At 43.7% G+C, this 25,378-nt stretch carries 19 protein-coding genes; 18 read left to right on the forward strand and 1 reads right to left on the reverse strand.

Annotated features, from left to right (window positions below; genetic code table 11):
* Positions 1 to 132: 132 nt before the first annotated feature.
* From NQ117_RS13950 to argH, 15 genes are all read left to right on the forward strand, one after another.
* Positions 133 to 2,022: a glycosyltransferase gene (locus tag NQ117_RS13950; RefSeq protein WP_258278632.1), complete on the forward strand. Its 1,890-nt coding sequence runs from the start codon at positions 133 to 135 to the stop codon at positions 2,020 to 2,022.
* An 82-nt stretch (positions 2,023 to 2,104) separates the two neighbouring features.
* Positions 2,105 to 3,433, forward strand: a complete 1,329-nt coding sequence (locus NQ117_RS13955; protein ID WP_258278633.1) for a UDP-glucose dehydrogenase family protein — start codon at positions 2,105 to 2,107, stop codon at positions 3,431 to 3,433.
* A gap of 98 nt (positions 3,434 to 3,531) precedes the next feature.
* Positions 3,532 to 4,767: a flagellin lysine-N-methylase gene (gene fliB / locus NQ117_RS13960; RefSeq protein WP_258278634.1), complete on the forward strand. Its 1,236-nt coding sequence runs from the start codon at positions 3,532 to 3,534 to the stop codon at positions 4,765 to 4,767.
* Between the two features lie 163 nt (positions 4,768 to 4,930).
* Positions 4,931 to 5,128 carry a cold shock domain-containing protein gene (locus tag NQ117_RS13965; protein WP_019424729.1) on the forward strand — a complete coding sequence of 66 codons (198 nt, stop codon included), beginning with the start codon at positions 4,931 to 4,933 and terminating at the stop codon, positions 5,126 to 5,128.
* Between the two features lie 419 nt (positions 5,129 to 5,547).
* The gene (hpf, locus tag NQ117_RS13970; RefSeq protein ID WP_258278635.1) at positions 5,548 to 6,105 is read left to right on the forward strand and encodes a ribosome hibernation-promoting factor, HPF/YfiA family; all 558 of its coding nucleotides are present in this window, start codon (positions 5,548 to 5,550) and stop codon (positions 6,103 to 6,105) included.
* Positions 6,106 to 6,374: 269 nt separating this feature from the next.
* On the forward strand, positions 6,375 to 8,876 hold the full coding sequence (gene secA, locus NQ117_RS13975; protein ID WP_258278636.1) for a preprotein translocase subunit SecA: 2,502 nt from the start codon (positions 6,375 to 6,377) through the stop codon (positions 8,874 to 8,876).
* Positions 8,877 to 9,044: 168 nt separating this feature from the next.
* Positions 9,045 to 10,161, forward strand: a protein-coding gene (prfB, locus tag NQ117_RS13980) for a peptide chain release factor 2 (RefSeq protein WP_258278712.1) whose coding sequence is annotated in 2 segments (ribosomal slippage) — positions 9,045 to 9,116 and positions 9,118 to 10,161 — 1,116 coding nt in all. Because the reading frame shifts where the segments join, the coding sequence is not laid out codon by codon here.
* Positions 10,162 to 10,479: 318 nt separating this feature from the next.
* Positions 10,480 to 11,373 (forward strand): YitT family protein, encoded by an 894-nt coding sequence (locus NQ117_RS13985; protein ID WP_258278637.1) that lies wholly within the window; start codon positions 10,480 to 10,482, stop codon positions 11,371 to 11,373.
* Between the two features lie 531 nt (positions 11,374 to 11,904).
* On the forward strand, positions 11,905 to 12,972 hold the full coding sequence (argC, locus tag NQ117_RS13990; RefSeq protein ID WP_258278638.1) for an N-acetyl-gamma-glutamyl-phosphate reductase: 1,068 nt from the start codon (positions 11,905 to 11,907) through the stop codon (positions 12,970 to 12,972).
* A gap of 57 nt (positions 12,973 to 13,029) precedes the next feature.
* The gene (argJ, locus tag NQ117_RS13995) at positions 13,030 to 14,313 is read left to right on the forward strand and encodes a bifunctional glutamate N-acetyltransferase/amino-acid acetyltransferase ArgJ (protein ID WP_258278639.1); all 1,284 of its coding nucleotides are present in this window, start codon (positions 13,030 to 13,032) and stop codon (positions 14,311 to 14,313) included.
* A gap of 14 nt (positions 14,314 to 14,327) precedes the next feature.
* On the forward strand, positions 14,328 to 15,149 hold the full coding sequence (gene argB / locus NQ117_RS14000) for an acetylglutamate kinase (RefSeq protein WP_258278640.1): 822 nt from the start codon (positions 14,328 to 14,330) through the stop codon (positions 15,147 to 15,149).
* Positions 15,150 to 15,260: 111 nt separating this feature from the next.
* Entirely contained in the window at positions 15,261 to 16,466 is a 1,206-nt protein-coding gene (locus NQ117_RS14005; protein ID WP_258278641.1) for an acetylornithine transaminase, read from the forward strand.
* A 123-nt stretch (positions 16,467 to 16,589) separates the two neighbouring features.
* Positions 16,590 to 17,537, forward strand: coding sequence for an ornithine carbamoyltransferase (argF, locus tag NQ117_RS14010; RefSeq protein WP_258278642.1), 948 nt, complete (start codon positions 16,590 to 16,592; stop codon positions 17,535 to 17,537).
* 149 nt (positions 17,538 to 17,686) lie between these two features.
* The gene (locus NQ117_RS14015) at positions 17,687 to 18,967 is read left to right on the forward strand and encodes an argininosuccinate synthase (RefSeq protein ID WP_258278643.1); all 1,281 of its coding nucleotides are present in this window, start codon (positions 17,687 to 17,689) and stop codon (positions 18,965 to 18,967) included.
* Between the two features lie 91 nt (positions 18,968 to 19,058).
* Positions 19,059 to 20,504: an argininosuccinate lyase gene (gene argH / locus NQ117_RS14020; RefSeq protein ID WP_258278644.1), complete on the forward strand. Its 1,446-nt coding sequence runs from the start codon at positions 19,059 to 19,061 to the stop codon at positions 20,502 to 20,504.
* Positions 20,505 to 20,664: 160 nt separating this feature from the next.
* On the opposite strand, the gene NQ117_RS14025 is transcribed toward argH, so the two are convergent.
* Positions 20,665 to 22,104 (reverse strand): VanW family protein, encoded by a 1,440-nt coding sequence (locus tag NQ117_RS14025; RefSeq protein WP_258278645.1) that lies wholly within the window; start codon positions 22,102 to 22,104, stop codon positions 20,665 to 20,667.
* Between the two features lie 304 nt (positions 22,105 to 22,408).
* On the opposite strand from NQ117_RS14025, the gene ftsE reads away from it, so the two are divergent.
* The 3 genes from ftsE to NQ117_RS14040 all read left to right on the forward strand — a co-directional run bounded on the left by ftsE (position 22,409) and on the right by NQ117_RS14040 (position 25,324).
* The gene (gene ftsE, locus NQ117_RS14030) at positions 22,409 to 23,095 is read left to right on the forward strand and encodes a cell division ATP-binding protein FtsE (RefSeq protein ID WP_258278646.1); all 687 of its coding nucleotides are present in this window, start codon (positions 22,409 to 22,411) and stop codon (positions 23,093 to 23,095) included.
* Positions 23,085 to 24,005: a permease-like cell division protein FtsX gene (gene ftsX / locus NQ117_RS14035; protein ID WP_258278647.1), complete on the forward strand. Its 921-nt coding sequence runs from the start codon at positions 23,085 to 23,087 to the stop codon at positions 24,003 to 24,005. Before ftsE ends, ftsX begins: the two co-directional genes overlap by 11 nt.
* Positions 24,006 to 24,082: 77 nt before the next feature.
* A complete protein-coding gene (locus tag NQ117_RS14040) occupies positions 24,083 to 25,324 on the forward strand; it encodes a murein hydrolase activator EnvC family protein (protein WP_258278648.1) in 1,242 nt (413 codons plus the stop codon).
* Positions 25,325 to 25,378 lie beyond the last annotated feature (54 nt).

Raw genomic sequence — 25,378 nt, forward strand, 5'->3', positions numbered from 1 at the left:
TGCTCTTGAAATAAAGCGGATTTTTACCGATTAACTATATAACTAGAGAAATGAAAAACGAGACCATGTGGATCTATATTATCTATTTAGTTAAAAAATGATTATAGAGGTAATAAGGAAGGAATTGACGATATGACTGTAGCTTCTACGTTAACTTTTTCTGTTGTAGAAACAATTATTGTAGGGAATCCAGAGCGCGGATATGAACTCTGTTTCAATGAGTTGATGAATAACCCGTCCAATAAGGAAGAAATAAATGCATTGCTTGGCTTATTGTCCGCTGTAGTAGGAAATCATGAAGTATCAGATATGTATTTTTCTCAGAGCAAGATTGCCTTAGAGCAGCTGAATGCTAATTTTAATAGAGTAATGAAGCAAATTAATAATATGGACATTAAGAAAAAGTGGGATAACTACCGCAGAGATCGTAATCAAGCTGAGCTTATTAGAATGTCCGTTACAGCGCCTTTGTGTAAGGGGGATGTTCTAGAAATCGGATGTGCGAATGGAGACTTGTCCGTTTTTATTGCAAGTCACGGCAGCAACCTATTCGGTGTTGATGTTGATCCAGTTGCTATTGATTTGGCTAGGCATAAAGTCGCTAAGCTTGGCATTGATACTTGCTGTTTTCAAGTTGGGAATGGATACCAGTTGCAATTTGAAGACAATATCTTCGATACAGTTGTCGTAGCGGAGGTTCTAGAGCATGTAGATGATCCCAAAAGGATACTTCAAGAAGCTTATCGGGTGTGTAAACCAGGTGGTACTATTATCGTAAGTGTTCCTAACGGTTATTCCATTCCAGACCCTGATCACTGCAATATATTTACGAGACCATTATTAAATGGCCTGGTTGATAATGCAATAGGCAGTTCTTTAACATGGAATGACCATATTCCAAACCAATGGATTATGGGCACAGTTAAAAAGCCTATCATGGATGTTGAAGTGCCGTATACATCGGTCAATATAAAGGAATTGTTTTTGCCGCAACCTTTTACGCTCCCTAAGAGCGACAAATTAGTTTCTGTAATTATCGCTACTTATAATAGAAGTAAATATATCGCGGATTCTGTAGAATCTGTATTGCAGCAAACGCATCAAAACATTGAGGTCATAGTAGTGGATGATGGTTCTAATGAGCCAACTAAAGAAGCGCTTGCACCTTATTTAGATCGGATCACCTACATTTATAAGGAGAATGGCGGCAAATCATCGGCAGTAAATGAAGCTATAAAGCATGTGAACGGTGATTTTATATGGGTATTTGATGATGATGATATCGCATTGCCATTAAAGCTAGAGCTTCAACTTAAGAGATTTGAGTTAAACCCTAATTTGGGGATGGTGCACACGCGTGGGATCAGTTTCAATGGAGCTACGCATCAAGTGGATCTCGTTCATGATTTATCTCCTTTATCAGAGCAACTCGACTTTAAGCAGTTAGTTCGCGGCTGTTTCATTCATGGGCCTACTGTTATTTTTAAAAGAGAATGCCTACGTGTCATTGGAGAGTGGGATGTCGAACTTATTAGAGCCCAAGATTATGATTATTGGTTGAGGCTAGCTCGTTATTTCGAGATGGAGTACTTGCCGGTACCAACAGTTCGATATAGAACTCATAATGGGGTAAGGGGATCGGAACAAAGTCCGGTAACGTACAATGACATCATAGCGAAAACAAATGACTACGAACAAATTATTTTCAAAAAATTATATCGTACAGTTCAAATCAGTGAAATATATAAAGATGTTTTTAAATCCGACAATGTAGTTTTAATGTTGGAAGCATTTATTGAACGTGCGTTAGTGTATGCGGGTAAGAGTTTAACGGATGAAATTAAGTTAGATATTAAAATTGTGAGAGAGAATGCTCATAATTTGGGTAACCCTTGTTTCAGTCAAGAAGCAATACAAAATATTGAGGCACTTGCAAATATCGTATTCGAAAAAGGATGGACGGATAAGGAACTGCTAACCGAGTTACTTGGAGTTGTTAACATAATTTCCTTAAAAGATTGAACGGTATCGCAGCAAGCTGAACATAGATTTTACATTTCAACGAGATAGGATTTTAGAATAATCGTAGCTTGGAGTGATGGACATGCAAATTGCTGTAATTGGCACAGGGTATGTAGGATTAGTGACAGGTGTATGTCTTTCAGAAGTAGGACATCAAGTTACTTGTATAGATATAGACATAAATAAAATCAAACTTTTGAAGAACGGTCAATCACCTATATATGAACCAGGGCTTCAAGAGCTTATTCAGAAAAATACTACAGCGGATCGACTGCACTTTACCAATGATTTTCAAGAGGGATTAAGTGGTGCAAAGGCTATTTATATCGCCGTTGGGACGCCTGCCAAGCGAGATGGAACAGCTAACTTAGAAGCTCTTGAGCAAGTCGGTATAGAAATTGCTAAACGTATATCAGATTACACGGTGATTATTACGAAGAGTACAGTGCCTATTGGTACGAACGACAGGCTTAGAAGCTTGGTTGCGGAGCACAAACAAAAATCTGCATCGTTTGATGTTGTTTCCAACCCCGAGTTTTTAAGAGAGGGCTCTGCTATATTTGATACATTTAAGGGAGACAGAATAATAATAGGTGCTGACAGTGATAAAGCAGCGGAAATTGTAGAGGAAATAAATCGACCATTCGAGATTCCTATTTATAGAACGACTATCCGAAGCGCAGAAATGATAAAGTATGCGTCAAATGCTTTTCTAGCAACAAAAATAAGTTTTATTAATGAGATATCTAATTTGTGTGAGAAGCTGAACGCAGATATAGAAGAAGTAGCTTATGGCATGGGGATGGATAAGCGTATAGGAGGGCAATTTTTAAAGGCTGGAATTGGCTATGGCGGCTCATGTTTCCCTAAGGATACCAATGCTTTGGTACAGATTGCAGGGAATATTGAACATGAGTTTGAATTGCTCAAATCAGTTATAGAAGTAAACAACGAGCAGCAAGGTTTACTGGTGAAAAAAGCAAGAATACGTTTTGGGACTTTAAAAGGCTTGAGAGTTGCAGTACTAGGGCTTGCCTTTAAACCTAATACGGATGATATCAGGGAAGCAGCTTCTCTTGTGGTAATTAATCAGCTAATAAAAGAAGGAGCACATGTTGTTGCGTACGACCCAGTAGCAATAAACAATGCTAAAAAGGTCTTGCCTGATCAGGTTGAATATACGGATTCTTTTGAGGGGGCAATACAAGAAGCGGACTGTGCCATGATTTTAACAGAATGGGAAGAGGTTACGAATCAACCTATATCTAGCTACGTCACTTTAATGAAACAGCCAATAGTATTTGATGGTCGTAACTGTTACCACTTGGATGAAGTTGAACAATTCCCTGTGGAGTATCATTCTATTGGCAGAAGAAGCATTATTTTAAATACTAGTGAGATTTTATGCTAATCACTAAGTGTTTGGAGAGAAAAGGAGTTATGGCAATAGGTGTTTTGAATCACTTTTCTAGAAATATGTAGATACATTGCAGAAAGAGGGTCAGGATAATGACGATTGAAAATTCACTAATGCCCTCTTATATGAGGAAGTTTGAATGTATAGGTGGAGCATGTGAAGATACATGCTGCAGCGGGTGGTCAATAACGCTCGATAAAAAATCCTATAAATCCTATAAAAAAACGAAGAGCAAAGACCTTAAATCAAGGATGCAAGGGAAAATTGAAAAAACCCCGGAGTTTTTACATAGTGACCGCTCTTATGCTTATTTTAAGATGGATGAAAATGAACGTTGCCCTATGATTACTACAGGCGGATTGTGCTCTATTCAATTAGAATTAGGAGAGCAGGCTCTATCACCTACATGTTCAACATATCCTCGTAAAATAAATCGGATAAATGAGCAACTAGAGATGTCTGCTAGCTTATCATGTCCTGAAGTGGCTAGATTGGCACTGTTAAATGAAAATGGGATTGAATTTGACGAAGTTGAATTTGATATGTCTAGTAACTGGGCTATATCTCAACAAATGAACACCCATGATACATTAACGAATCAGCATCTATTTTGGCCAATAAGAATGTTTAGCATTGAGATAGTACAGAATCGCAGAGTTGAACTTCCAGACCGTTTAGTTGCATTAGGGTTGTTTATTGCTCGCATCCAACAGGAATTAGCAGCAGGTAATGTACATGATATTGAACATATTATTCATGAATATCGTATGAAAATGAATAATACTCAATATTTAGAGGCTATTCACAATATTGATGTAAGTATTGAGTTGCAAGTTAAAGTTCTTCTTGGAATTCTACAAAATAGGTTTAACTATGGCACTGTAGGCAAACGATATGAGCAGGTTTTGAGTGAGTTAAAAGAAGGATATGCTATAGATGAAATAGGGAATGAAATAAGTGAAGTAGTTGAAGTTTATAAGCATAATTATCTCAATTATTACTATCCATTTATTAATGAGCATGAATATATTCTTGAGAACTATGTTGTAAATGCAATATTTAAAAATGTATTTCCAAGTGATATGAACCAAGTATTTCAAGAATATACGACGCTGATGGTCAATTATGCAATGATCAAAGTTCATCTTGTGGGAGTGGCAGGATATAATAAGCGGTTAGATTATGAAATAATTATTAAAACAATTCAAGCGTTGGTAAAAACAACGGAACACCACAGTCACTATTTAGAAGGTGTATTGACTATGCTAGATGCGAATAAGTTCAATACAATGGCCCATATTTCGACTTTAATAAAGGATATGAAATAAAGGTGTTTAGATGGCCGAACCCCTGTTGTTAAGGTCAAAAACATCGAATTTAACGAGCAGGTATAAAATAACTATTTCTCATTGACACCGCTTCCACCGAATGATATAGTCGATATTGTGAAGATAAACTTCACGGTACTTGAAGATGAAGGGATGTATAAAGATGCAAGGTAAAGTTAAATGGTTCAACGCAGAAAAAGGTTACGGTTTCATCGAAACAGCTGAAGGTAACGACGTGTTCGTTCACTTCTCCGCTATCCAAACTGATGGCTTCAAGACATTGGAAGAAGGTCAAGCAGTTGAGTTTGATATCGTGGAAGGCGCTCGCGGACCACAAGCAGCTAACGTAATCAAATTGTAATTATACCGGCAATTGCCGAATAATATATGATACGGTAGCTAAACCCTCTGACTTGTTCAGAGGGTTTTTCTGTGCGTATTAGAAAGTTGATTAAACAAATCACCCTAGCTCTACAGGGTTTTAAAGCACTTTCGATCTTTGTACTACTCTTCATGCCTTCCTGAAAAATCTTAAATTTCGGTGTCCATCTTATCTGTAGTAGGTATGTTAACTTCAGACGAGATATGCTGCTTCTTTCCATAAATTCTTTGTACAGCACGATTATTCTCCTTTGCTTATTAACAATGTTCCTTCATTGTTTCATGCCTCCATGAGAACGGGTATAAGTAATGAAATAAAGTTCTTATTATCGTAAACGTTCTTTTGAAATCATGTGTGCCCATATGATATAATAGAGGTAAGCAAAGGAGGAGTGCCCTATGAATTACAGCATTCGAGGCCAACAGATTGAAGTTACTGACGCTCTCCGCGAATATGTGGAGAAGAAGCTAAGCCGACTTGAACGCTATTTTGAAGCACCTACTTCTGACTTGAACGTAACGCTCAGCGTTACCCGTGATTTGCACGGCGTTGAAGTCACGATTCCAATGCCAGGTTTACTGTTGCGTGCTGAGGACCGCAGCAAAGATATGTATGCATCTGTTGATGCAGTAGTTGATAAGCTTGAGCGCCAAATACGCAAGCATAAGACAAAAGTAAACCGCAAGTTCCGCCAACGTCCAGACGGCGGGTTGAAGCAATTGTTTACCGAAGGAGAAGCTTCTCACTCTTCTGTACAAGTGCAGGAGCAAGAGGATGAGCTAGAGCTCGTTCGAACGAAACGTTTCACGCTGAAGCCAATGGATGTGGAGGAAGCGATTCTCCAGATGAATATGATTGGACATAATTTCTTTGTCTTCTCTAATGCTGATACGAAGGAAGTCAACGTCGTATATCGCCGTAATGACGGTCGCTACGGCCTCATTGAGCAAGGCTAACTGATAAGGCGCACTTTCTATTATAAAGGACGATGTCCCTAATTTATGAAGATCAGAGCCTATTTCCCACAACGGAATGGGCTCTTTTCACGTATAATAGATTATAAGAATGATAGACCCGTAGGACGGGGCTGGGACGGTTGCGACAATCCCATGAAAATGTTACAATTTATTGCAAAACGAGTCAACGAACAAGTTCTCTATTGCAGGCCTAATTTAGCAAGATAAGCCGTGAGAATGCGTTCTGTTTTGCGTGAAAGGGGCTAACCATGCTAGGACTTGTGAAAAAACTATTCGGAGATGCTAATGAACGTGAAGTGAAACGGTTAATGAAGACCGTTGAGTTCATTAATAGCTTGGAACCAGAATTCGAAAAATTAACGGATGAACAGATTCGTGCGAAAACAGATGAGTTCCGTGCGCGCCTTGAGAAGGGCGATACATTGGATGAACTTTTACCGGAAGTATTCGCTACTGTTCGTGAAGCAGCGAAGCGTACCTTGGGTATGCGCCATTATGATGTACAGCTTCTAGGCGGTATGGTACTTCATGAAGGTAAGATTGCAGAAATGAAAACGGGTGAAGGTAAAACGCTTGTTGGAACTTTGCCGGTTTATTTGAATGCGTTGGCAGGTAAAGGCGTTCATGTGGTTACAGTCAATGACTATTTGGCGACACGTGACAGCGAGATCATGTCTCAAGTTTATAATTTCCTAGGTATGACCGTAGGATTGAACTTGGCTAACATGGATGCTGATGATAAGCAAGAAGCGTACGCTTGTGATATTACTTATGGAACGAACAATGAGTTCGGCTTTGACTATTTGCGTGACAACATGGTGTTGTACAAAGAGCAAATGACACAGCGACCATTGAACTTTGCGATTATCGATGAGGTTGACTCTATCTTGGTCGATGAGGCGCGTACACCACTTATTATTTCTGGACAGGCTGCAAAGTCTGCTGAATTATATTTTGGAGCAGATCGCTTTATTCGCCGTTTAGTGGAGGAGGACTATTCAATAGACGTGAAGACGCGTCAAGTCTCTCTTACTGAAGCTGGTGTGGCAAAGGCTGAGAAAGCTTTCAGCATCGAGAACATGTATGATGTGAAGAATGTAACGCTGAATCACCACCTTCAGCAAGCACTTCGTGCGCATTATATTATGCGTCTGGATGTAGACTATGTTATTAACGATGGAGAGATTGTCATCGTTGATGAATTCACAGGACGTATGATGGCTGGACGTCGATACAGTGATGGCTTGCATCAAGCGATCGAGGCGAAGGAAGGTCTGGAAATTCAGAACGAGAGCATGACGCTCGCGACGATCACATTCCAGAACTACTTCCGTATGTATCGTAAGCTGGCTGGTATGACGGGTACAGCGAAGACAGAAGAAGAAGAGTTCAAGAGCATTTACGGTCTTGAGGTTATTCAGATTCCGACGAATAAGACGAACCAACGTAAAGATACGCCGGATGTCGTTTACAAGTCAGTTAACGGCAAATTCAAGGCTGCAGTTGAGCAGATCGTTGAATGTAACAAGAAGGGACAGCCAGTACTTGTAGGTACGGTATCCATCGAGAATTCGGAGCGTTTGTCTGACATGCTTCGCAAAAAGGGGATTGCGCATAAAGTATTGAATGCGAAGTTCCATGAGGAAGAGGCAGAAATTATCTCTCGTGCAGGTCAGCCGAGCTCCGTTACGATTGCAACGAACATGGCAGGTCGTGGTACGGACATCTTGCTTGGTGAAGGCGTAGCTGACAAGGGCGGTCTTCACATTATCGGTACGGAACGTCATGAGAGCCGTCGTATTGATAATCAGTTGCGTGGTCGTGCAGGACGTCAAGGTGACCCAGGTTCTTCTCAGTTCTACTTGTCTCTTGAAGATGAGCTAATGCGTCGTTTCGGTGCTGATAACATTATGGCAATGATGGAACGTATGGGCTTTGAAGAAGATCAGCCGATCGAATCCAAGTTGATTACGAAGGCGGTTGAGTCGGCTCAGAAACGCGTTGAAGGTAACAACTTCGACATGCGTAAAGTCGTTCTTCAGTATGACGACGTCATGAACCAACAACGTGAGATCATTTACAAGCAGCGCCGTGAGGTTCTAGAAGCAGAAAATATCCGCCAAATCGTTATGGATATGATCTCGCCTTGCATCGATCGTATCGTAGATGCGCATTGTAATGACGAAGAGATTCCTGAGAACTGGGATTACGAAGAAATTATGAAATATATGCACCTTCATTTGCTTGAAGATGGTTCGATTACGAAGGACGATCTATGGGGCAAAGAGAAAGAAGAGATTAAGGAAGTTCTCTTCAAGAAGGTTGAAGAGAAATATATCGAGCGCGAGCAATCGATGGGCGAAGAGCTTGTACGTGAGTTCGAGAAAGTTATCGTGCTGCGTGCAGTAGATTCGAAATGGATGGATCATATCGATGCGATGGATCACCTGCGTCAAGGTATTCATCTCCGTGCATATGGTGGTACAGACCCGCTTCGTGAATATCAATTTGAAGGCTATGAGATGTTCCATCAGATGATTGCAGCGATTCAGGAAGAAGTATCGACGCTTGTGATGAAGTCCCATGTAGAGCAAAATGTACAGCGTCAGGCTGTCATTGATGAGAGCAAGATCTCTACGAATGCTGAACCAGGCGTGAAGCGTCCTGTTCAGAAGGATGAAGAAATCGGACGTAATGACGCTTGTCCTTGCGGCAGCGGTAAGAAATATAAACAGTGCCACGGTAAATAAAGAACGTATTATCACTTAGTAAAGTGTATAAAGCTAAACGGGAATTCATCTGAAAGACCTTTAGTGTACGTGACTTAATAATAACCGAGGTAGAACTGTATGAAACAACGGGCAGCCGCATTGGGTGCCCGTTGTTATGTACATGAATATTTAGTGAGGTGAATTATGATGATCGATCCAAATGTCCGTCATCAACTGCGAGATATCGCATCCAAGCTCACGAATCTTAGGGGGTCTCTTTGACCTAGACCTTAAGTTAGAGCAGGTAGCGAACTTTGAAGAAAAAATGGCCGCACCTGACTTTTGGGATGATAACGAACGTGCGCAAGGTTTAATTGCTGAGCTTAACGGTGTTAAAGGTAGCGTTGACCAGTATCAGGCCTTGTCTCAAGAACATGAAGACGTAGCCATGATGTTGGAGTTGGCTGAGGAAGAACAGGATCAATCGCTTGCGACTGAACTGGAGTCCACAGTAAAGCAACTGTTGGATAAGGTAGAAAGCTTTGAGTTGCAATTGTTATTGAGTGAGCCTTATGATAAATTCAATGCAATTCTAGAGTTGCATCCAGGAGCGGGCGGTACAGAGTCTCAAGATTGGGGACAAATGCTGCTGCGGATGTACACGAGATGGGCAGAGAAACGTGGCTTTAAGGTAGAAGTTGTAGATTACCTACCTGGTGACGAAGCGGGTATTAAAAGTGTCACGCTTCTAATTAAAGGTTTTAATGCTTACGGATATTTGAAAGCGGAGAAGGGTGTTCATCGACTTGTTCGTATATCCCCATTCGATTCCTCTGGACGTCGACATACATCGTTCGTATCCTGTGACGTTGTGCCTGAGATTACGGATGATACAACAGTAGAAATTCGTACGGAAGATCTGAAGGTCGACACGTACCGTGCAAGTGGTGCGGGTGGACAGCACATCAATACAACGGATTCCGCGGTACGGATTACACATATCCCTACAGGTGTCGTTGTTACGTGTCAGACAGAACGTTCACAGATCAAGAACCGTGAACGCGCAATGACGCATCTTCGCTCCAAGCTCGTTGAACGGAAGATCGAAGAGCAGCGGAAACATCTGGCGGAAATACGCGGAGAGCAAATGGAGATTGGCTGGGGCAGCCAAATCCGTTCTTACGTATTCCACCCTTATAGCATGGTCAAAGACCACCGCACATCAGCGGAATCTGGCAATGTCGGCGCCGTCATGGATGGTGACCTCGACATGTTCATTGAAGCCTATTTGCGCACTAGAATCGTCTCTTCTTCGGAGAGCTAATAGTACTTTAAAATGAACCTGCGCCGACATTGTCGGGGCAGGTTTTTTTGTGTGCTTGAACGCACTACCTTAACAAAGAATGCTTGCCGTATAGATGCACATACTACATTTGCAGCGTGAATGTATCGTCACATTTTGAAGTATGAAAAGATAGAGTGAAGATTTGCGAAGTAGTGTCATCCGATACTCTTATGAGTCAATCCATGGGGCGGGCGAGGCAATGATTTTGATACACAAATAGATAGAGATTGCAAAAGTAAGGTAAGGTCTGTATGGAGAAAAGTAGGCAGGTTCATAAAAAGGAGAGAATTTATACTTATGTCATCTTGGTCATTAAAGCGTGAACGACGAGGAGCGCCGTTATTTCCCGTCAATCATCCCATTCGTATTGTGTTAGACTACGCATTAATCTTGCTCGGCGCCTTGATTATGGGTGTTACGTTCAATATGTTTCAGCTGCCTAATAAAATTGCTTCTGGCGGCATTTCTGGATTATCAATTGTATTGGAAGAAGTATTTGGATGGGTGCCAGCAATAACGCAGTATGCGTTTAACATCCCGCTCTTTATTTTAGGTGTCATGTTGTTAGGCAAGCAGTTTGGTATACGGACGTTGGTCGGTTCAATCGCTATGCCATCATTCATTTTCTTAACCTCTGATTTGTCCGCTGCAACATATAATCCATTGTTGGCTTCTATTTTTGGCGGTATCGGAATTGGCCTTGGTCTTGGTCTTGTATTCCATGGTCGTGGCTCTTCAGGTGGGAATGCAATTACGGCTCAGCTTATTCATACCTATCTAGGCATTAGCAGGCCGCTCGCAATTGCGATGTGTGATGGAATCGTCATTATTTTGGCGGGAGTATTATTATCGTTTGAGGATGCGATGTACGCTCTTATTGGCCTATTCGTGATGAGTAAGACGCTTGATGTTGTGCAAGTCGGTTTCAGTTATACGAAGGTGGCATTCATTATTACGGATAAGACAGACGAGATGAGTACTGCGATCTTGAAGGACTTAAACCGTGGTTTGACGAAGCTGCAGGGTGAAGGTGGCTACACTGGCGAAGGACGGATCGTGCTTATGGTAGTAGTTGGCCAAACGGAAGTCATTAAACTGAAGCAGCTCGTGCAAAGCGTAGATTCTAATGCATTTGTGATTATTAGCGATACGAATGAAGTGTTGGGCGAGGGCTTTAAAATTCCGACATAAGAATTATACGAAAGTGGCATTTTACCATACTGAAGATGGTGGAATACGAAATATGCAATAAATGAAGGGCCGTGCATACGGTCCTTTTTTTAGTATCTATTTTTCGGAAATTGACGATTAGACAGCAGTTATTGGTTGTCCCTATACTAACGGCATTAAGGAATAATGGTTATTGGTTTCCCTCCCTAATATATCTTCAATCTTCTCATTCGTTCACTTATCTCAAATGAGCGTTTTACATCTCAATTCTTATGCGTTATTCATGCATGAATGAATAATGTCTATTCGTACATAAAATTTTAAAAGGAACTAAAAATGTTGAAAAGCATTGATGTGCAAGGATTTTATTCGCTTTTTATTTGCTCCTTTTGTTTGTTTATTTAAAGTGGAGCAAAAAAGTTATTGTATCTATATAACATTGAAAGTATAATAATGCATAACTTCTTATCGGCTATACATAAATAAACAGATACTTGATTGGAGCCAACGGGCGGTTGGATTCCGAAGTATCAGGTGGAGGGAGAGAGTTAGTTGCATACGACAGAGCAGAATCAAAAAAAGGTGAAAGTCGCAATTGTCGGTTCGACAGGGTATGGCGGTGTCGAGCTTATTCGCTTTTTAATCCATCACCCAGGGGTGGAAATTACATCTGTTATCTCGGCGTCTAGCGCAGGAGAGTCTATTGCAGCGGGCTATCCTCATTTAAATCAAATTTTGATGAATACGTTGGATGGGGTTGATCCGGCTGGAATGAAGGCAAAGGCAGACGTTGTCTTCACAGCAACTCCTTCAGGTGTAAGTACGAAATTGGTGCCACAGTTGCTGGCGGTGGGTCTGAAGGTGATCGATCTGTCGGGAGACTTCCGATTGAAGAACGGCGAGCAATATGAGCATTGGTATAAACATGAGCCAGCACCCGCTGAATTGTTGCAATCTGCGGTATATGGACTGAGTGAGTGGTATGGAAACGATGTGGTAGGTTCGTCTTTCATTTCCAACCCTGGTTGTTTCCCTACTGCGACATTACTTGGGCTTGCACCGGCTCTTCAGGCAGGTTGGATCGATGCGGATTCGATCATTATTGATGCCAAGTCTGGTGTATCAGGTGCGGGTCGGGGAGTAAGCTTGACCTCACATTATGCGGAGATCAATGAAAACCTCAAGCCATACAAAGTAAATCGACATCAGCACATTCCTGAGATTGAACAAGTGCTGCAAGATGTACATGGTAAGCCAGTTACGGTTACATTCACAACGCATTTGACGCCAATGACGCGTGGAATTATGTGCACGATGTATGCCAAGTTGAACGGTAGCTATACCGATCAAGACTTTGTGCAAATGTATAGTGAACATTATGCGGGTCGGCAATTCGTTCGTGTACGTCCTGAGGGTACTTGGCCAGCAACGAAAGAAGTATACGGCTCCAATTATTGCGATATTGGCTTCAGTGTAGATAAGCGTACGCAGAGAGTGACCATTATTAGCGTCATCGATAATGTGGTCAAAGGCGCTGCTGGGCAGGCTATTCAGAATTTGAACTTAATGATGGGCTGGGACGAGACAACAGGACTATCATATGTGCCTGTTTATCCGTAATCGATAGGTAGATACGGACCAGTACAGATTGGATATAGAGTAGGCGGAGGGATAGCCATGACGAATAAGGCGATATCTGCATCAGCAACGGTTGCCAGTGCAGATCAGAGTGGAAGCGGGCAACAGCTATTTGCAGTTGTGGATGGCTCGATTACATGTCCGGCGGGATTCCGGGCAGCAGGTCTTCATTGTGGATTGAAAAAGACGAGCCGCAACGACATAGGCGCAATTGTATGCGGCGTTCCTGCAACGGCAGCAGCGGTTTACACGTTAAACGCATTTCAGGCGGCTCCGCTTCACGTGACTCGTGCAAGCTTAGCAGCGGCAGGCAAACTTAGCGCCGTCATCGTCAATAGCGGCAACGCGAACGCCTGCACAGGCGCGCAGGGTGAGGCGGACGCATACCGCATGCGCGATGCCTTTGCTGAGCAGCTTGGCGTGGCGGCGGATCAAGTGGCGGTAGCCTCGACAGGCGTCATCGGCGAGCCGCTGAAGATGGATTGCGTAGAGCGCGGCATTGCAGCGCTCCCAGCTGAGCTTAGCTCGGCGCGAGACGGTGCCGAGCAATTTTGCCAAGCCATACTGACGACTGACCTCGTGAAGAAGGAAGTATGCGTAACGGTTCAGATCGACGGTCAGTTGGTGAAGATCGCAGGTGCAGCCAAAGGCTCGGGTATGATCCATCCGAACATGGCAACAATGCTTGGCTTCGTGACGACAGATGCGGCTGTATCGTCAGACGTATTGCATTCCCTCCTTAAGAAGACGACGGATGCCACGTATAACATGATTACCGTCGATGGAGATACAAGCACGAATGATATGCTGATCGTTATGGCAAGTGGCATGGCAGGCAATCAGCCGCTGCATGATCAGCATCCAGATTGGGCTTCATTTGAGGCAGCTTTCCGTTATGTGAATGAAGTGCTGGCTAAGGCAATTGCCCGCGATGGTGAAGGGGCAACGAAGTTAATCGAGGTGCGAGTCAACGGAGCGGCGCATGATCAAGCTGCTCGTGCTATCGCGAAGAGCGTGGTCGGCAGCAGTCTTGTAAAGTCAGCTGTATTTGGAGCTGATGCGAACTGGGGCCGTGTTATTGCAGCTGTCGGTTATTCAGGAGAAGCGGTAAATACAGAGACCGTTGATATTTTACTAGGACCAATTCCAGTACTCACGCAGTCTACTCCAGTTGTGTTTGACGAGGAAGAGGCGTTGGCATATTTGAAAGAGGATACGATCGTATTTACGATCGACCTCCATATGGGGCAAGGTAGTGCAACCGCATGGGGTTGTGATCTCACTTATGATTATGTCCGTATTAATGCGGCATATCGAACATAGAGAGGAGAAGTCGTATGGGACATTCAGCAAGGATGTTGAGGCGATTCGTAATGAAGTGCGGGGGCAGCACACTTGCTGACTTGCCTGACAGCTTCTATGAGCAATTGAAAGAGGTGCAGGAATCGGGAATGATGCCGATTATTGTACATGGCGGAGGGCCGGCCATTTCAGAGACGCTCAGTAAGCTCGGTATCGAGTCTGAATTCGTCAACGGATTGCGAAAGACGAGTGAAGAAGTGCTTGACGTGGTAGAGATGGTGCTCGCAGGCAGCATGAACAAGCAAATCGTACGTCGGCTGAACCGGCTAGGTGCAAGCTCCATCGGGCTATCAGGCACAGATGGTCGTTTAATCGAGGCACAGCCTGTCTCGGACGCGGCTGAGATTGGTTTTGTTGGTGATGTGGTTGGTGTGAAAGCAGAAATCATTAACGGCATTATCGAAATGGGGTATATGCCAGTCATTGCCCCCATCGGAATCGATGCGGCAGGCCAGCGTTATAACATTAATGCGGACACGGCAGCAGGGGCGGTAGCAGCTCATTTAGGTGTGCAGCAGTTGCTTGTTATTACGGATGTCCCCGGCATTATGCGAGTCGTCGATGGAGAGAAGCAAGTGCTCCCTGTCGTCACGACAGATGAGATCGAAGCTATGATTGCTAGCGGTGAAATTTATGGAGGGATGATCCCGAAGGTGCGTGCTGCTATGAAGTGTATGGAGGGCGGCGTAGCAGAGGTAATTATCGCACATGGTACGGAGCCGAATGTGATTCGAAAGTTAGCGGCAGGAAAAGCGATCGGTACAAGAATCGTACGGGAAGCTGTTTCGATCGTATAGATTTCTGGACAATGGCGCATGAGTGAAGAGGGCTCAATAGTGAGTCTGATCTAAATAATAGATTCGATAGATTGTATAGATTTCGTAGTTTCAATTAGGGAGGGATAGTCGATGAGCAATACTACGATGGGTGCAGCTGATAACAGTTCCTTGTTTCCCACTTATAACCGTTACCCGATCACGCTGGTAAAAGGGGAAGGCAGCAGACTGTGGGATGAGAATGGGCGCGAATATTTGGACTTCATGAGCGGGCTTGCTGTAACGAACCTTGGCCATGTGCCTGAACAGGTCAAAGCACGTCTGACCGAACAGTTGGATTCATTGTGGCATGTATCGAATTTGTTTCATATTCCACAGCAGGAACAAGCAGCGAAGCTGCTGACAGAGAACAGCTGTGCAGATGCTGTGTTCTTCTGCAATAGTGGTGCTGAGGCGAATGAGGCGGCAATCAAACTTGCTCGTCGCTATCACCAAAAAATTGCGAATACAGGACGCTATGAAGTGATTACGTTTGAGCAGTCATTCCATGGACGGACATTGGCAACGCTGACAGCGACAGGTCAGGATAAGGTGAAGGATGGCTTCTCACCATTGCCTGATGGATTCCGCCATGCACCTTATAACGATATTCAGGCGCTCGAAGCAGCGATTACGGATAAAACTTGTGCCATCATGCTGGAGATTGTGCAAGCAGAAGGTGGAGTTATACCGATTACTGCTGAATTTGCAGAAGCCGTAGCTAATCTCTGTGTTGTACATGGCTTGCTGTTGATAATAGACGAAGTGCAGACGGGTGTTGGTCGTACAGGACGTTGGTTTGCACATGAGCATTTTGGGCTGAAGCCAGATATTTTCACAGTAGCTAAAGGCTTGGGCAGCGGGTTCCCAGTTGGGGCGATGTTGGCGAAACAATATTTGCGCGATGCATTTGGTCCTGGTACTCACGGTACGACGTTTGGTGGAACACCAATTGCAATGGCAGCCGTTATTGGTACATTAGAAACCCATATCGAAGAGCGTATTCCTGAGCGAGTCGCAGAGATTAGCAGTTATCTGCTGGCTCAGCTTCATCAGAAGTTGGGTGCGAATCCAAAGGTGAAAGCTATCCGGGGAATGGGGCTTATCGTCGGAATTGAATATGAAGATGCGGCAGGAGAATTGATCGCTCAGATGCATCAAGAAGGCTTGCTAGTGGTATCTGCGGGTCCTAATGTTATCCGACTTCTACCAAGTTTACGTGTAACGAAAGAAGAAATCGATGCAGCTGTAACGATTATAGAGCGTGTATTGACTGAGCAGACAGCTCAAGTCGGTTAAATAAATATAAACCGTGCAGCTCAGCTGTGAAATATGGATAGATGACTCAGCCTCAGCCAGTTGGTTATGCCAGCTACAGAGATGGAGTCACAGAATTTGTTTGGATTGGAGGCAATAAACCCTATGACATCGACTCTTTTGGACTTAAAAGGGCGTGATTTCGTCGCTCTTGCAGATTATACACAAGAAGAAATATATGCCTTGATACATGATGCAATCGAACTGAAGCGGCTGCAAAAGGCGGGTACACCGTCCCAGCCTCTTAAAGGAAAATCGCTTGCGATGATATTCGAGAAGTCTTCCACACGTACACGGGTCTCCTTTGAAGTGGGGATGTACCAGTTAGGTGGAACATCACTATTTTTGAGTAAAAATGATATTCAAATTGGTCGTGGTGAAACAATCTCTGATACGGCGCAGACACTGTCCCGTTATGTGGATGGCATTATGATTCGTACATTTGCGCACAGCACAGTCATCGATTTGGCTCGCAGCGCGACCGTTCCCGTTATCAACGGACTGTCCGATCTGAATCATCCATGTCAGGCATTGGCTGACTATATGACGGCTTATGAGAAAAAAGGCAAATTAGAAGGACTAAAGATTGCTTATATCGGTGATGGCAACAATATGGCACATTCACTCATGATGGGCGCCGCTAAGCTGGGAATGCATATCGCAGTAGCGACACCAGAGGGGTATGGACCGGATGCGGATGTCATTAAGCAGTCCAAAGAACAAGCCGAACTTTATGGTGCAGCGATAACGTTGACGGGCGATCCGCAGGAAGCGGCAGCGGACGCAGATTTTATTTATACCGATGTATGGGCGAGCATGGGCTTTGAATCCGAGCAGCAGGAGAGAGAGCGGGCGTTTAAGAACTTCCAGGTGAACGAATCGCTTGTGAAATATGCCAAGTCAGACTACCTGTTCATGCATTGCTTGCCAGCTCATCGCGGAGAAGAAGTGAGTGAGGGCGTCATTGATGGGTCACATTCCGTCGTATTTGATGAAGCGGAAAATCGACTGCATGCACAAAAAGCGATTATGGCTGCTATTATGCGTGACTAGTATTTTCACAATGTAATGTATATGGATAATAACTATGTTGCAACCGAAGCTGCTCGCTCCTTGTAGCGCAACCAGTGAAATTGCAATTGATCGTAAATAGTATCAAAAATGAACTAGCAGATAGCAGATGTTTGAGAGGAGCGGGAACGATGGCGAAGGAGAAAATCGTGCTGGCCTATTCTGGCGGGCTGGATACATCAGTAATTTTAAAGTGGTTGAAAGAAACGTATGATGCTGAAATTATAGCTTTTACTGCAGATATTGGGCAGAAGGAAGAGTTGGACGGCTTAGAGGAGAAGGCACTGGCAACAGGTGCATCCAAAATTTACATTGATGATTTGCGCGATGAATTTGCGAGTGATTTCATTCAGCCGATGTTCCAAGCAGGCGCCCTCTATGAGGGGCAATACTTGCTCGGAACGAGCATCGCTCGTCCGCTTATTGCAAAGCGTATGGTGGAAATTGCCCGTGCAGAAGGTGCAACTGCCATCGCACATGGAGCGACTGGTAAAGGCAATGACCAAGTACGGTTTGAGCTTACGGCGGCTGCACTGGCTCCAGAAATTAAGGTGATTGCACCTTGGCGTTCAGAGGCTTTCCGCGAGCAATTCCCGGGACGTGCTGAAATGATCGCCTATGCAGAAAAACACGGTATTCCTGTGCAAGCTTCTGCTGCGAAGCCATATTCGATGGACCGCAACTTGCTTCATATTAGCTTCGAAAGCGGCATTTTAGAGGATCCTTGGTTCGATCCGAGTGCGGATGAAAATAAAGAAATGTTCGTGTTGAGTGTATCTCCGGAAGATGCACCAGATACGGCTGAATATATCGAGCTATCTTTTGAGCAGGGCAACTGTGTTGCTATCAATGGCGATACAGTTACACCGCTGCAGATGATGGAGAAATTAAATGAGCTTGGTGGCAAACATGGCATTGGTCGTGTTGATATGGTTGAAAATCGTTTCGTAGGTATGAAGAGCCGCGGTGTATATGAGACACCAGGTGGAACGATTCTATTTACGGCTCATCGCAAAATGGAATCGTTGACCATGGATCGCGAAGTGATGCATTTGCGTGATTCACTCATTGCGAAATACAGCAATCTCGTATACAACGGCTTCTGGTTTGCTCCAGAGCGCTTAGCTATTCAAGCATTGGTGCAGGAAAGTCAGAAAAACGTTTCAGGTACAGTGCGCTTGAAATTATATAAAGGTAATGTAATTGGCGCAGGAGTGAAGAGCCCAGTGAGCCTTTATAATCCAGATATCGCAACGATGGAAGCTGATCCAACACAGGCTTACGATCAGAACGATGCAACTGGCTTTATTCAGTTGAATGCATTGCGCTTGAAAGTATCAACCGGTGTGAACGGGGCGAGCGTGACAGCAGCAGCTTCAAAGCAAACGGCTGAAGTCGCATACACGAACTGAGAGCTGGAAGCTTAACTCGTGAAGGCATGTAATAAGGATGGGCATAGCATTCGGATGAAGATAGATATTCTCATGGGCAGGAGGGGATAGTGTGAGTAAGCTTTGGGGCGGACGTTTTACGAAGCAGACGGATGAACTCGTAGAACAATATACGGCATCGATTACGTTCGATAAGAAGATGGCAGAAGAAGATATACAAGGCAGTCTTGCTCATATTGCGATGCTCGGTCGCTGTGGAATTGTGCCACAGCAGGACGCTGAACGCATTAAAGATGGGTTGCTGCAAGTGTTGGCACTGATTCAATCGGGTCAGATGGAATACTCGGTATCAGATGAAGATATTCATATGAACATCGAGAAGAAGCTGATTGAGCTAATCGGACCTGTAGGAGGCAAGTTACATACGGGCCGTAGCCGTAACGATCAGGTTGCTACGGATATGCATCTTTATTTGCGCAAACACGTCGTTCAATTTGTTGAACTGCTAGGCAATGTGCAAGAGGCACTGCTTACACAGGCTAAAGAGAACATAGATACGATTATACCGGGGTATACACATCTCCAACGTGCGCAGCCTATTTTATTTGCACATCATCTGCTGGCTTATGTATCGATGTTCGAACGTGATATTGAGCGATTGAAAGACAGCTACAAGCGTATCAACACTCTGCCATTAGGCGCAGGGGCGCTGGCAGGGACGACATTCCCGATTGACCGTCACTTTGTTGCAGAGCAGCTTGGCTTCGAGCGTATTTATGAGAATAGCTTGGATGCTGTAAGTGATCGGGATTTCATCGTGGAGTTTCTAGCCAATGCTTCGCTCATTATGACGCATTTATCCCGTTTGTGTGAAGAGCTTGTGCTGTGGTCGAGTACAGAGTTTCAATTCATTGAATTGGATGATGCTTTCTGTACGGGATCTAGCATCATGCCGCAGAAGAAGAACCCAGACGTGCCTGAGCTTGTGAGAGGCAAAACGGGGCGGGTATATGGCAATCTTATTGGCATGCTGACGGTACTAAAGGCCCTTCCGCTAGCTTATAACAAAGATATGCAGGAAGATAAAGAGGGCATGTTTGATACCGTTGCAACGTTGGATGGCGCATTGCGTCTGTTTGCACCGATGATTGCTACGATGAAAGTAAACCGTGCTCGCATGCGTCAAGCGGTCAACCAAGACTTCTCAAATGCAACGGATATTGCAGACTTCCTGGTAAACAAAGGATTGCCATTCCGTCAGGCACATGAAGTCATTGGGAAGACGGTGCTGTATTGCATTCAGAAGGGTGTTTACTTGCTGGACTTGTCTCTTGAGGAATTCCAGCAGTTCTCTCCGTTGTTCGATGAGAAGATTTATGATGTGCTTCAGCCTGAACAGGTTGTGAATGCACGGAATGTATACGGTGGAACGGCTAAGCCACAAGTTGAAGCGGCGATCGTTCGTGCAGCAGAGGCTTTGCAAATTACGAACGCTTGGAATGAGCAGAAGCAAGCTGAAGCAGTTGCATTGCAAGTTCAGCCTGTAATCGCAAAGTAGTGTAGCATGATGCTTATTTTAAACAGCACGCGTTAATAGCGTCCCGTGAGGCGCTGACGCGTGCTGTTTGGTTTGGAATCGTATGAGAAATGGAGCAATTAGAAATGAAAATAAGTTCACTAGGGATAAGTTTGTTGACATGAAAAATATATGTTTATCTTTATCTGCCGTGATCGAAGTTCGGACCATGTAAGCCATCTTCTACAATTGGCTTGCGCTCTTCTACCGTTCCGCGTTCAGGTGTGCCTCCATTATTGACGGCAATTAAAGAAGGTTGCGGTTTGTATGTATCTAACGAAACCCGTTCACGTGAAACCTCTTTGCCATCTACCAGCTTTAGGCGGTAGGTCTCAACTTGAAAGCCATTCTTTCCAGGTTGCAGTAACTCTTGCGTGCCAGGGGTAAGTTGATTGTTGCGTACGTATTTTACATCTGGCTTCATGATTTTAATCGTCTTCGTCTCCATCTTGTACTGTATGTTTGTGTCCATCGTCCCAAATAGCTTTATCGTGAGGCGATCCCCTTCTGTTGTCGTACGAATAAGCAAGTGTTTGGCGGTTGTATTTTTAAATTTGAAATTAATATATCCTTGCGAAAAAGTGGCGTCTAATCCAAGTGGAAGATATTTTACAGGCAAGGAGTGGTTTCTCCGTTCCACGATGTGAAGCCCTGATCGCAGTGCAGCATTGTAGAGAGTGCTCGAAACTTGGCAAATCCCCCCTCCCACACCTGGTACCAGCTTGCCGTTGAAGATGACGGGAGCTTCCTTGAAGCCATGTTGTCGTTCGGTGTCAGCAATGACACGATCATAGTCAAAAATGTCGCCTGGCTTGAGCAGCATATTGTTGATCGTATGAGCAGCAGCTTTGACATTATGAGTTCGTCCGTCGTCATCTTGTACAAAAGTAGTCGAAAATTCCATGATTTTGCGTTCAATTCCTTCTGCTTGTAGGGAGCGAAGGGTAACAGGTGCTTCATATCGCTGAAGCGGCGCAGCCACTATGACAGGATGGGTGATGGTCCATTGCGCGGGTAAGGCAGCTTGAATCGTTTGTTCCAACTGTACGCGGTCAAGGCGGTAGACAGGTTTATCAGCTTTGTACTCGATCGTATCGTTTGCTGTAATGATCCGCTCAGCAGAGACAGGATTACCAAATGCTTTTATTTCCCATTGAGGTGTAAACCTATTTTTCCAAATAGATTGCTCCCAATCAAATGTTAGCGACCACTGTTTCTGAAAATATAAACGTTCTCGGACCCTTTTCCATAATGAACCATGCTGTAATTGCTTAAGCTGCTCCATGAGTGCTGTAGCTTGATAACGCACGCCCATATCTGCGGGTGTGGTTCGGATTGGTGGAAGCTTAGCGGCATCAAAGGAGAATACAATGGGTCTTTGCTCAAGTTTACGTATTCGCTCAGCTAGCTCTTGTTCGAATGCTGGAATATCCATTCCACTTATTAGCCAGCCAGATAACTGCACATGTGCTGGAATGGTATTGGATTGTGTATAACGTTCAGCCCAGTACCATAAGGCACTGCAGGAAAGGACGAGAAGAAGTGAAATGGAAATTATCCATTTATACCATTTTTTAAGCATTAGGAAGCTGCCCCCTGTCCATCAAGGTCGTCATCCCCATCTTATGCGGATAAGCTGTGAATATTTCCATATCAAGTGAAACCATTTTCAACTACAGTAAGTTCTTAAGATTAAGGATGATTATTCCATTAGTATCGATTAATTTAGCTAATGTTGGACAGGTTGAGACATTTTCCCGGGAAATAATGAAATTCTTCCCTGACAACTGCGAAATGGTGTAGAAATTGTAATAATTGAAGAGGATTTAGCGGCCTAGTGTCGAATATATAAGGGCTGATCTTATACACATAGGAAGTGATAACTTTTGATTGAGATGCAAGATATTTGGAAGACCTATACGAATGGTGCGCATGCATTGCGCGGTGTCAATGTCCTCATTGACAAAGATGAATTCGTATACTTAGTTGGTCCATCAGGAGCAGGTAAATCTACATTTATGAAGTTAATTTATAGAGAAGAAGTGCCTACGAAGGGCCAGCTCTTCGTAAATGGATTTAACATTGGAAAACTGAAGCAGCGCAAGATTCCATATGTACGCCGCAATATCGGTGTCATATTCCAAGATTTTAGATTGCTGCCTAAGCTTACGGCATATGAAAATATCGCTTTTGCAATGGAAGTTATTGAAGCGCCAAAGAAAGTGATTAAACGCCGTGTTCCAGAAGTATTGGATCTGGTTGGATTGAAGCAGAAGATGAACTGCTTGCCATCTGAACTTTCAGGTGGCGAACAGCAGCGTGTAGCAATTGCGCGCGCAATTGTTAACAATCCTGCGGTCCTTGTAGCGGATGAGCCTACAGGGAACTTGGATCCTGAAACATCGTGGGAAATTATGAAGCTGTTAGAAGAGATTAATTATCGAGGCACTACCATTATTATGGCAACGCATAACAAAGACATCGTCAACCGAATACGACGTCGTGTCATTGCGATTGAAGAAGGTACGATTGTGCGCGATGAGGTTCGGGGGGATTACGGTTATGACACTTAATACAATATCCCGCCATCTTAGAGAAGGCAGCAAAAGCATTGTGCGCAATGGATGGATGTCGGTTGCTTCTATAAGTTCAATCGTCATTTCATTGTTTATTTTAGGTGTATTTATTTTACTGTCATTCAACTTGAACCATTTAATGAGTCAGGTCGACAGTAAGATTACAATTAGTGTATATCTGAAAGTTGGAACGTCTAAAGAACAAGTTGATCTGTTGGAAACAGATATCGGAAATATGTCGGAAGTTAGCCAAGTGACGCTTATCCCTAAAGCAGAGGGTTTGAAGATTCTAGAAAAGAAACTTGGTGATCAAGGAAAGGAACTTGTTAAAGGATACACGCCTGAGACGAATCCACTTCCTGATTCATTCACCGTTGAGGTATACAAGCCTGAAACGGTTCCGATGGTAGCCAAAAAGATTCAAGCTTTGAACGAAACGAATAAGGACAAGCCTATCGATATTGTTAACTATGGACAAGGCTCTGTTGAGCAACTATTCAAACTGACAGAGATGATTCGTAACTTTGGCTTAATTCTTGTTGTCGGTCTCGGCTTCACGGCCATGTTCTTAATTGCAAACACGATCAAGATTACGATTATGGCACGTCAGCGTGAGATTAGCATTATGAAAATGGTAGGAGCAACAAACTCGTTTATACGCTGGCCGTTCTTCGTTGAAGGTGCGTTGCTCGGACTTATCGGCTCTGTTGTAACCATTGCTATTTTATTTTTTGCATATAATCAGCTGTTTGCACTTACGGTCAATAAAATGAGCAGCCTCCAGTTTATAGATATGCTGCCGTTGGGCAACATTTGGTTGTTTGCATTCGGTAGCTTGATGGCTTTAGGAATATTGATTGGAGTTTGGGGAAGTACCATTTCGATTCGTAAGTTCTTGAAAGTGTAAAATGGCTCGAATTCTATAGCGAATATGGAGCATGGACGATAGATGTATCGATTTAATGGAAAGAGGAGGAGACTTTGTTGAAGAAGAAAAGTATCGCGGTTGCGTTGTGTGGAGCTATGCTGCTCATGATGACACCTGCTGCAGTCACAGAAGCTTCTCAGGCAGGCTCCGTGGACCGCAAGTTAAAAGATTTACAGCAAGAAATGCGTAAAGCCGAGCAAGTCCAGCAAAACGCTGATGCTAAGGCTGCCAAGGCAACGAAGAGCAAAAAGAAGACACAAGCGGACATGAAAATGATTTCTGATCAGATCGAGTCCAAGGTTGCAGAAATGACGAAAGTTTCGCTCGATATCGATAAGACAGAGCTTAAATTGAGCGAGAATGCATTCCAATTAGAAGAAGCGAATCGTCGCATCGAAGAGCGAAGCAAAATGTTGGATACACGTGTGAAGCTGATGTATACGAGCGGCAATGTATCTTATTTGGATGTATTGTTCAGTGCGACTAGTTTTAAAGATTTCTTGGATCGTCTTGATTCGCTGGAATTGATCGCAAACCAGGATCAGAAGATTCTAGAGGATCATGAAAAGGACAAGCTGCTCGTCATTGAGAAGAAGAAAGAAATTGAGCAGGATCTTAAACATGTCAAAAGTCTCTATGCTAAGTTAGATGACACTAAGCAGGATCTGATGCAAAAAGAACGTGAAAAAGAAGTCATGATTGCAAGCCTAGACAAGCAAATTGAGGAAGCTCACGGCTTAAGCGACGAACAAGATAAGATGCTTGTAGAGTTCGCAATGGAGCGTTCGAAATTGTTGAAGGAGAAAGCAGCAGAAGATGCGCGTAGAAAGCGTGAAGCTGCGGAGAGAGCGAAAAAATCGACTACTTCTCATGTAACAAGTGTACCGGCTTACAGCGGTGGCAAGCTAGCAGTTCCGTTACAAGATGCTTATACGTTAACATCTCGTTTCGGTGGTCGTACCGACCCGATTACAGGCAGAGCTGCTAACCACAGCGGTATGGATATGGCTGCCCCTTCAGGTACCTCAATTTATGCAGCGGAGAGCGGTACTGTCATTATGGCAGAGTTGTGGAATGGATATGGTAATACGGTCATTATTGATCATGGTAATGGTTTGTGGACACTTTATGGCCATATTCGCAATGGTGGCATTAAAGTAAGTAAGGGCGATGTTGTAAGCCGAGGACAGAAAATTGCTGAGGTTGGAACAACTGGACGCTCTACAGGTAACCACCTTCATTTTGAAGTGCGTTTAAACGGAAATAAGGTAGATCCTGAAAATTATTTGAATGGATAAGATAGACATAGACATATACTACAATTGTGGAGCATATTACAAGCTCTAATTCAT

Origin of the sequence: Paenibacillus sp. SC116 (assembly GCF_024733555.1) — a bacterium.
Lineage (GTDB): Bacteria > Bacillota > Bacilli > Paenibacillales > Paenibacillaceae > Paenibacillus_B.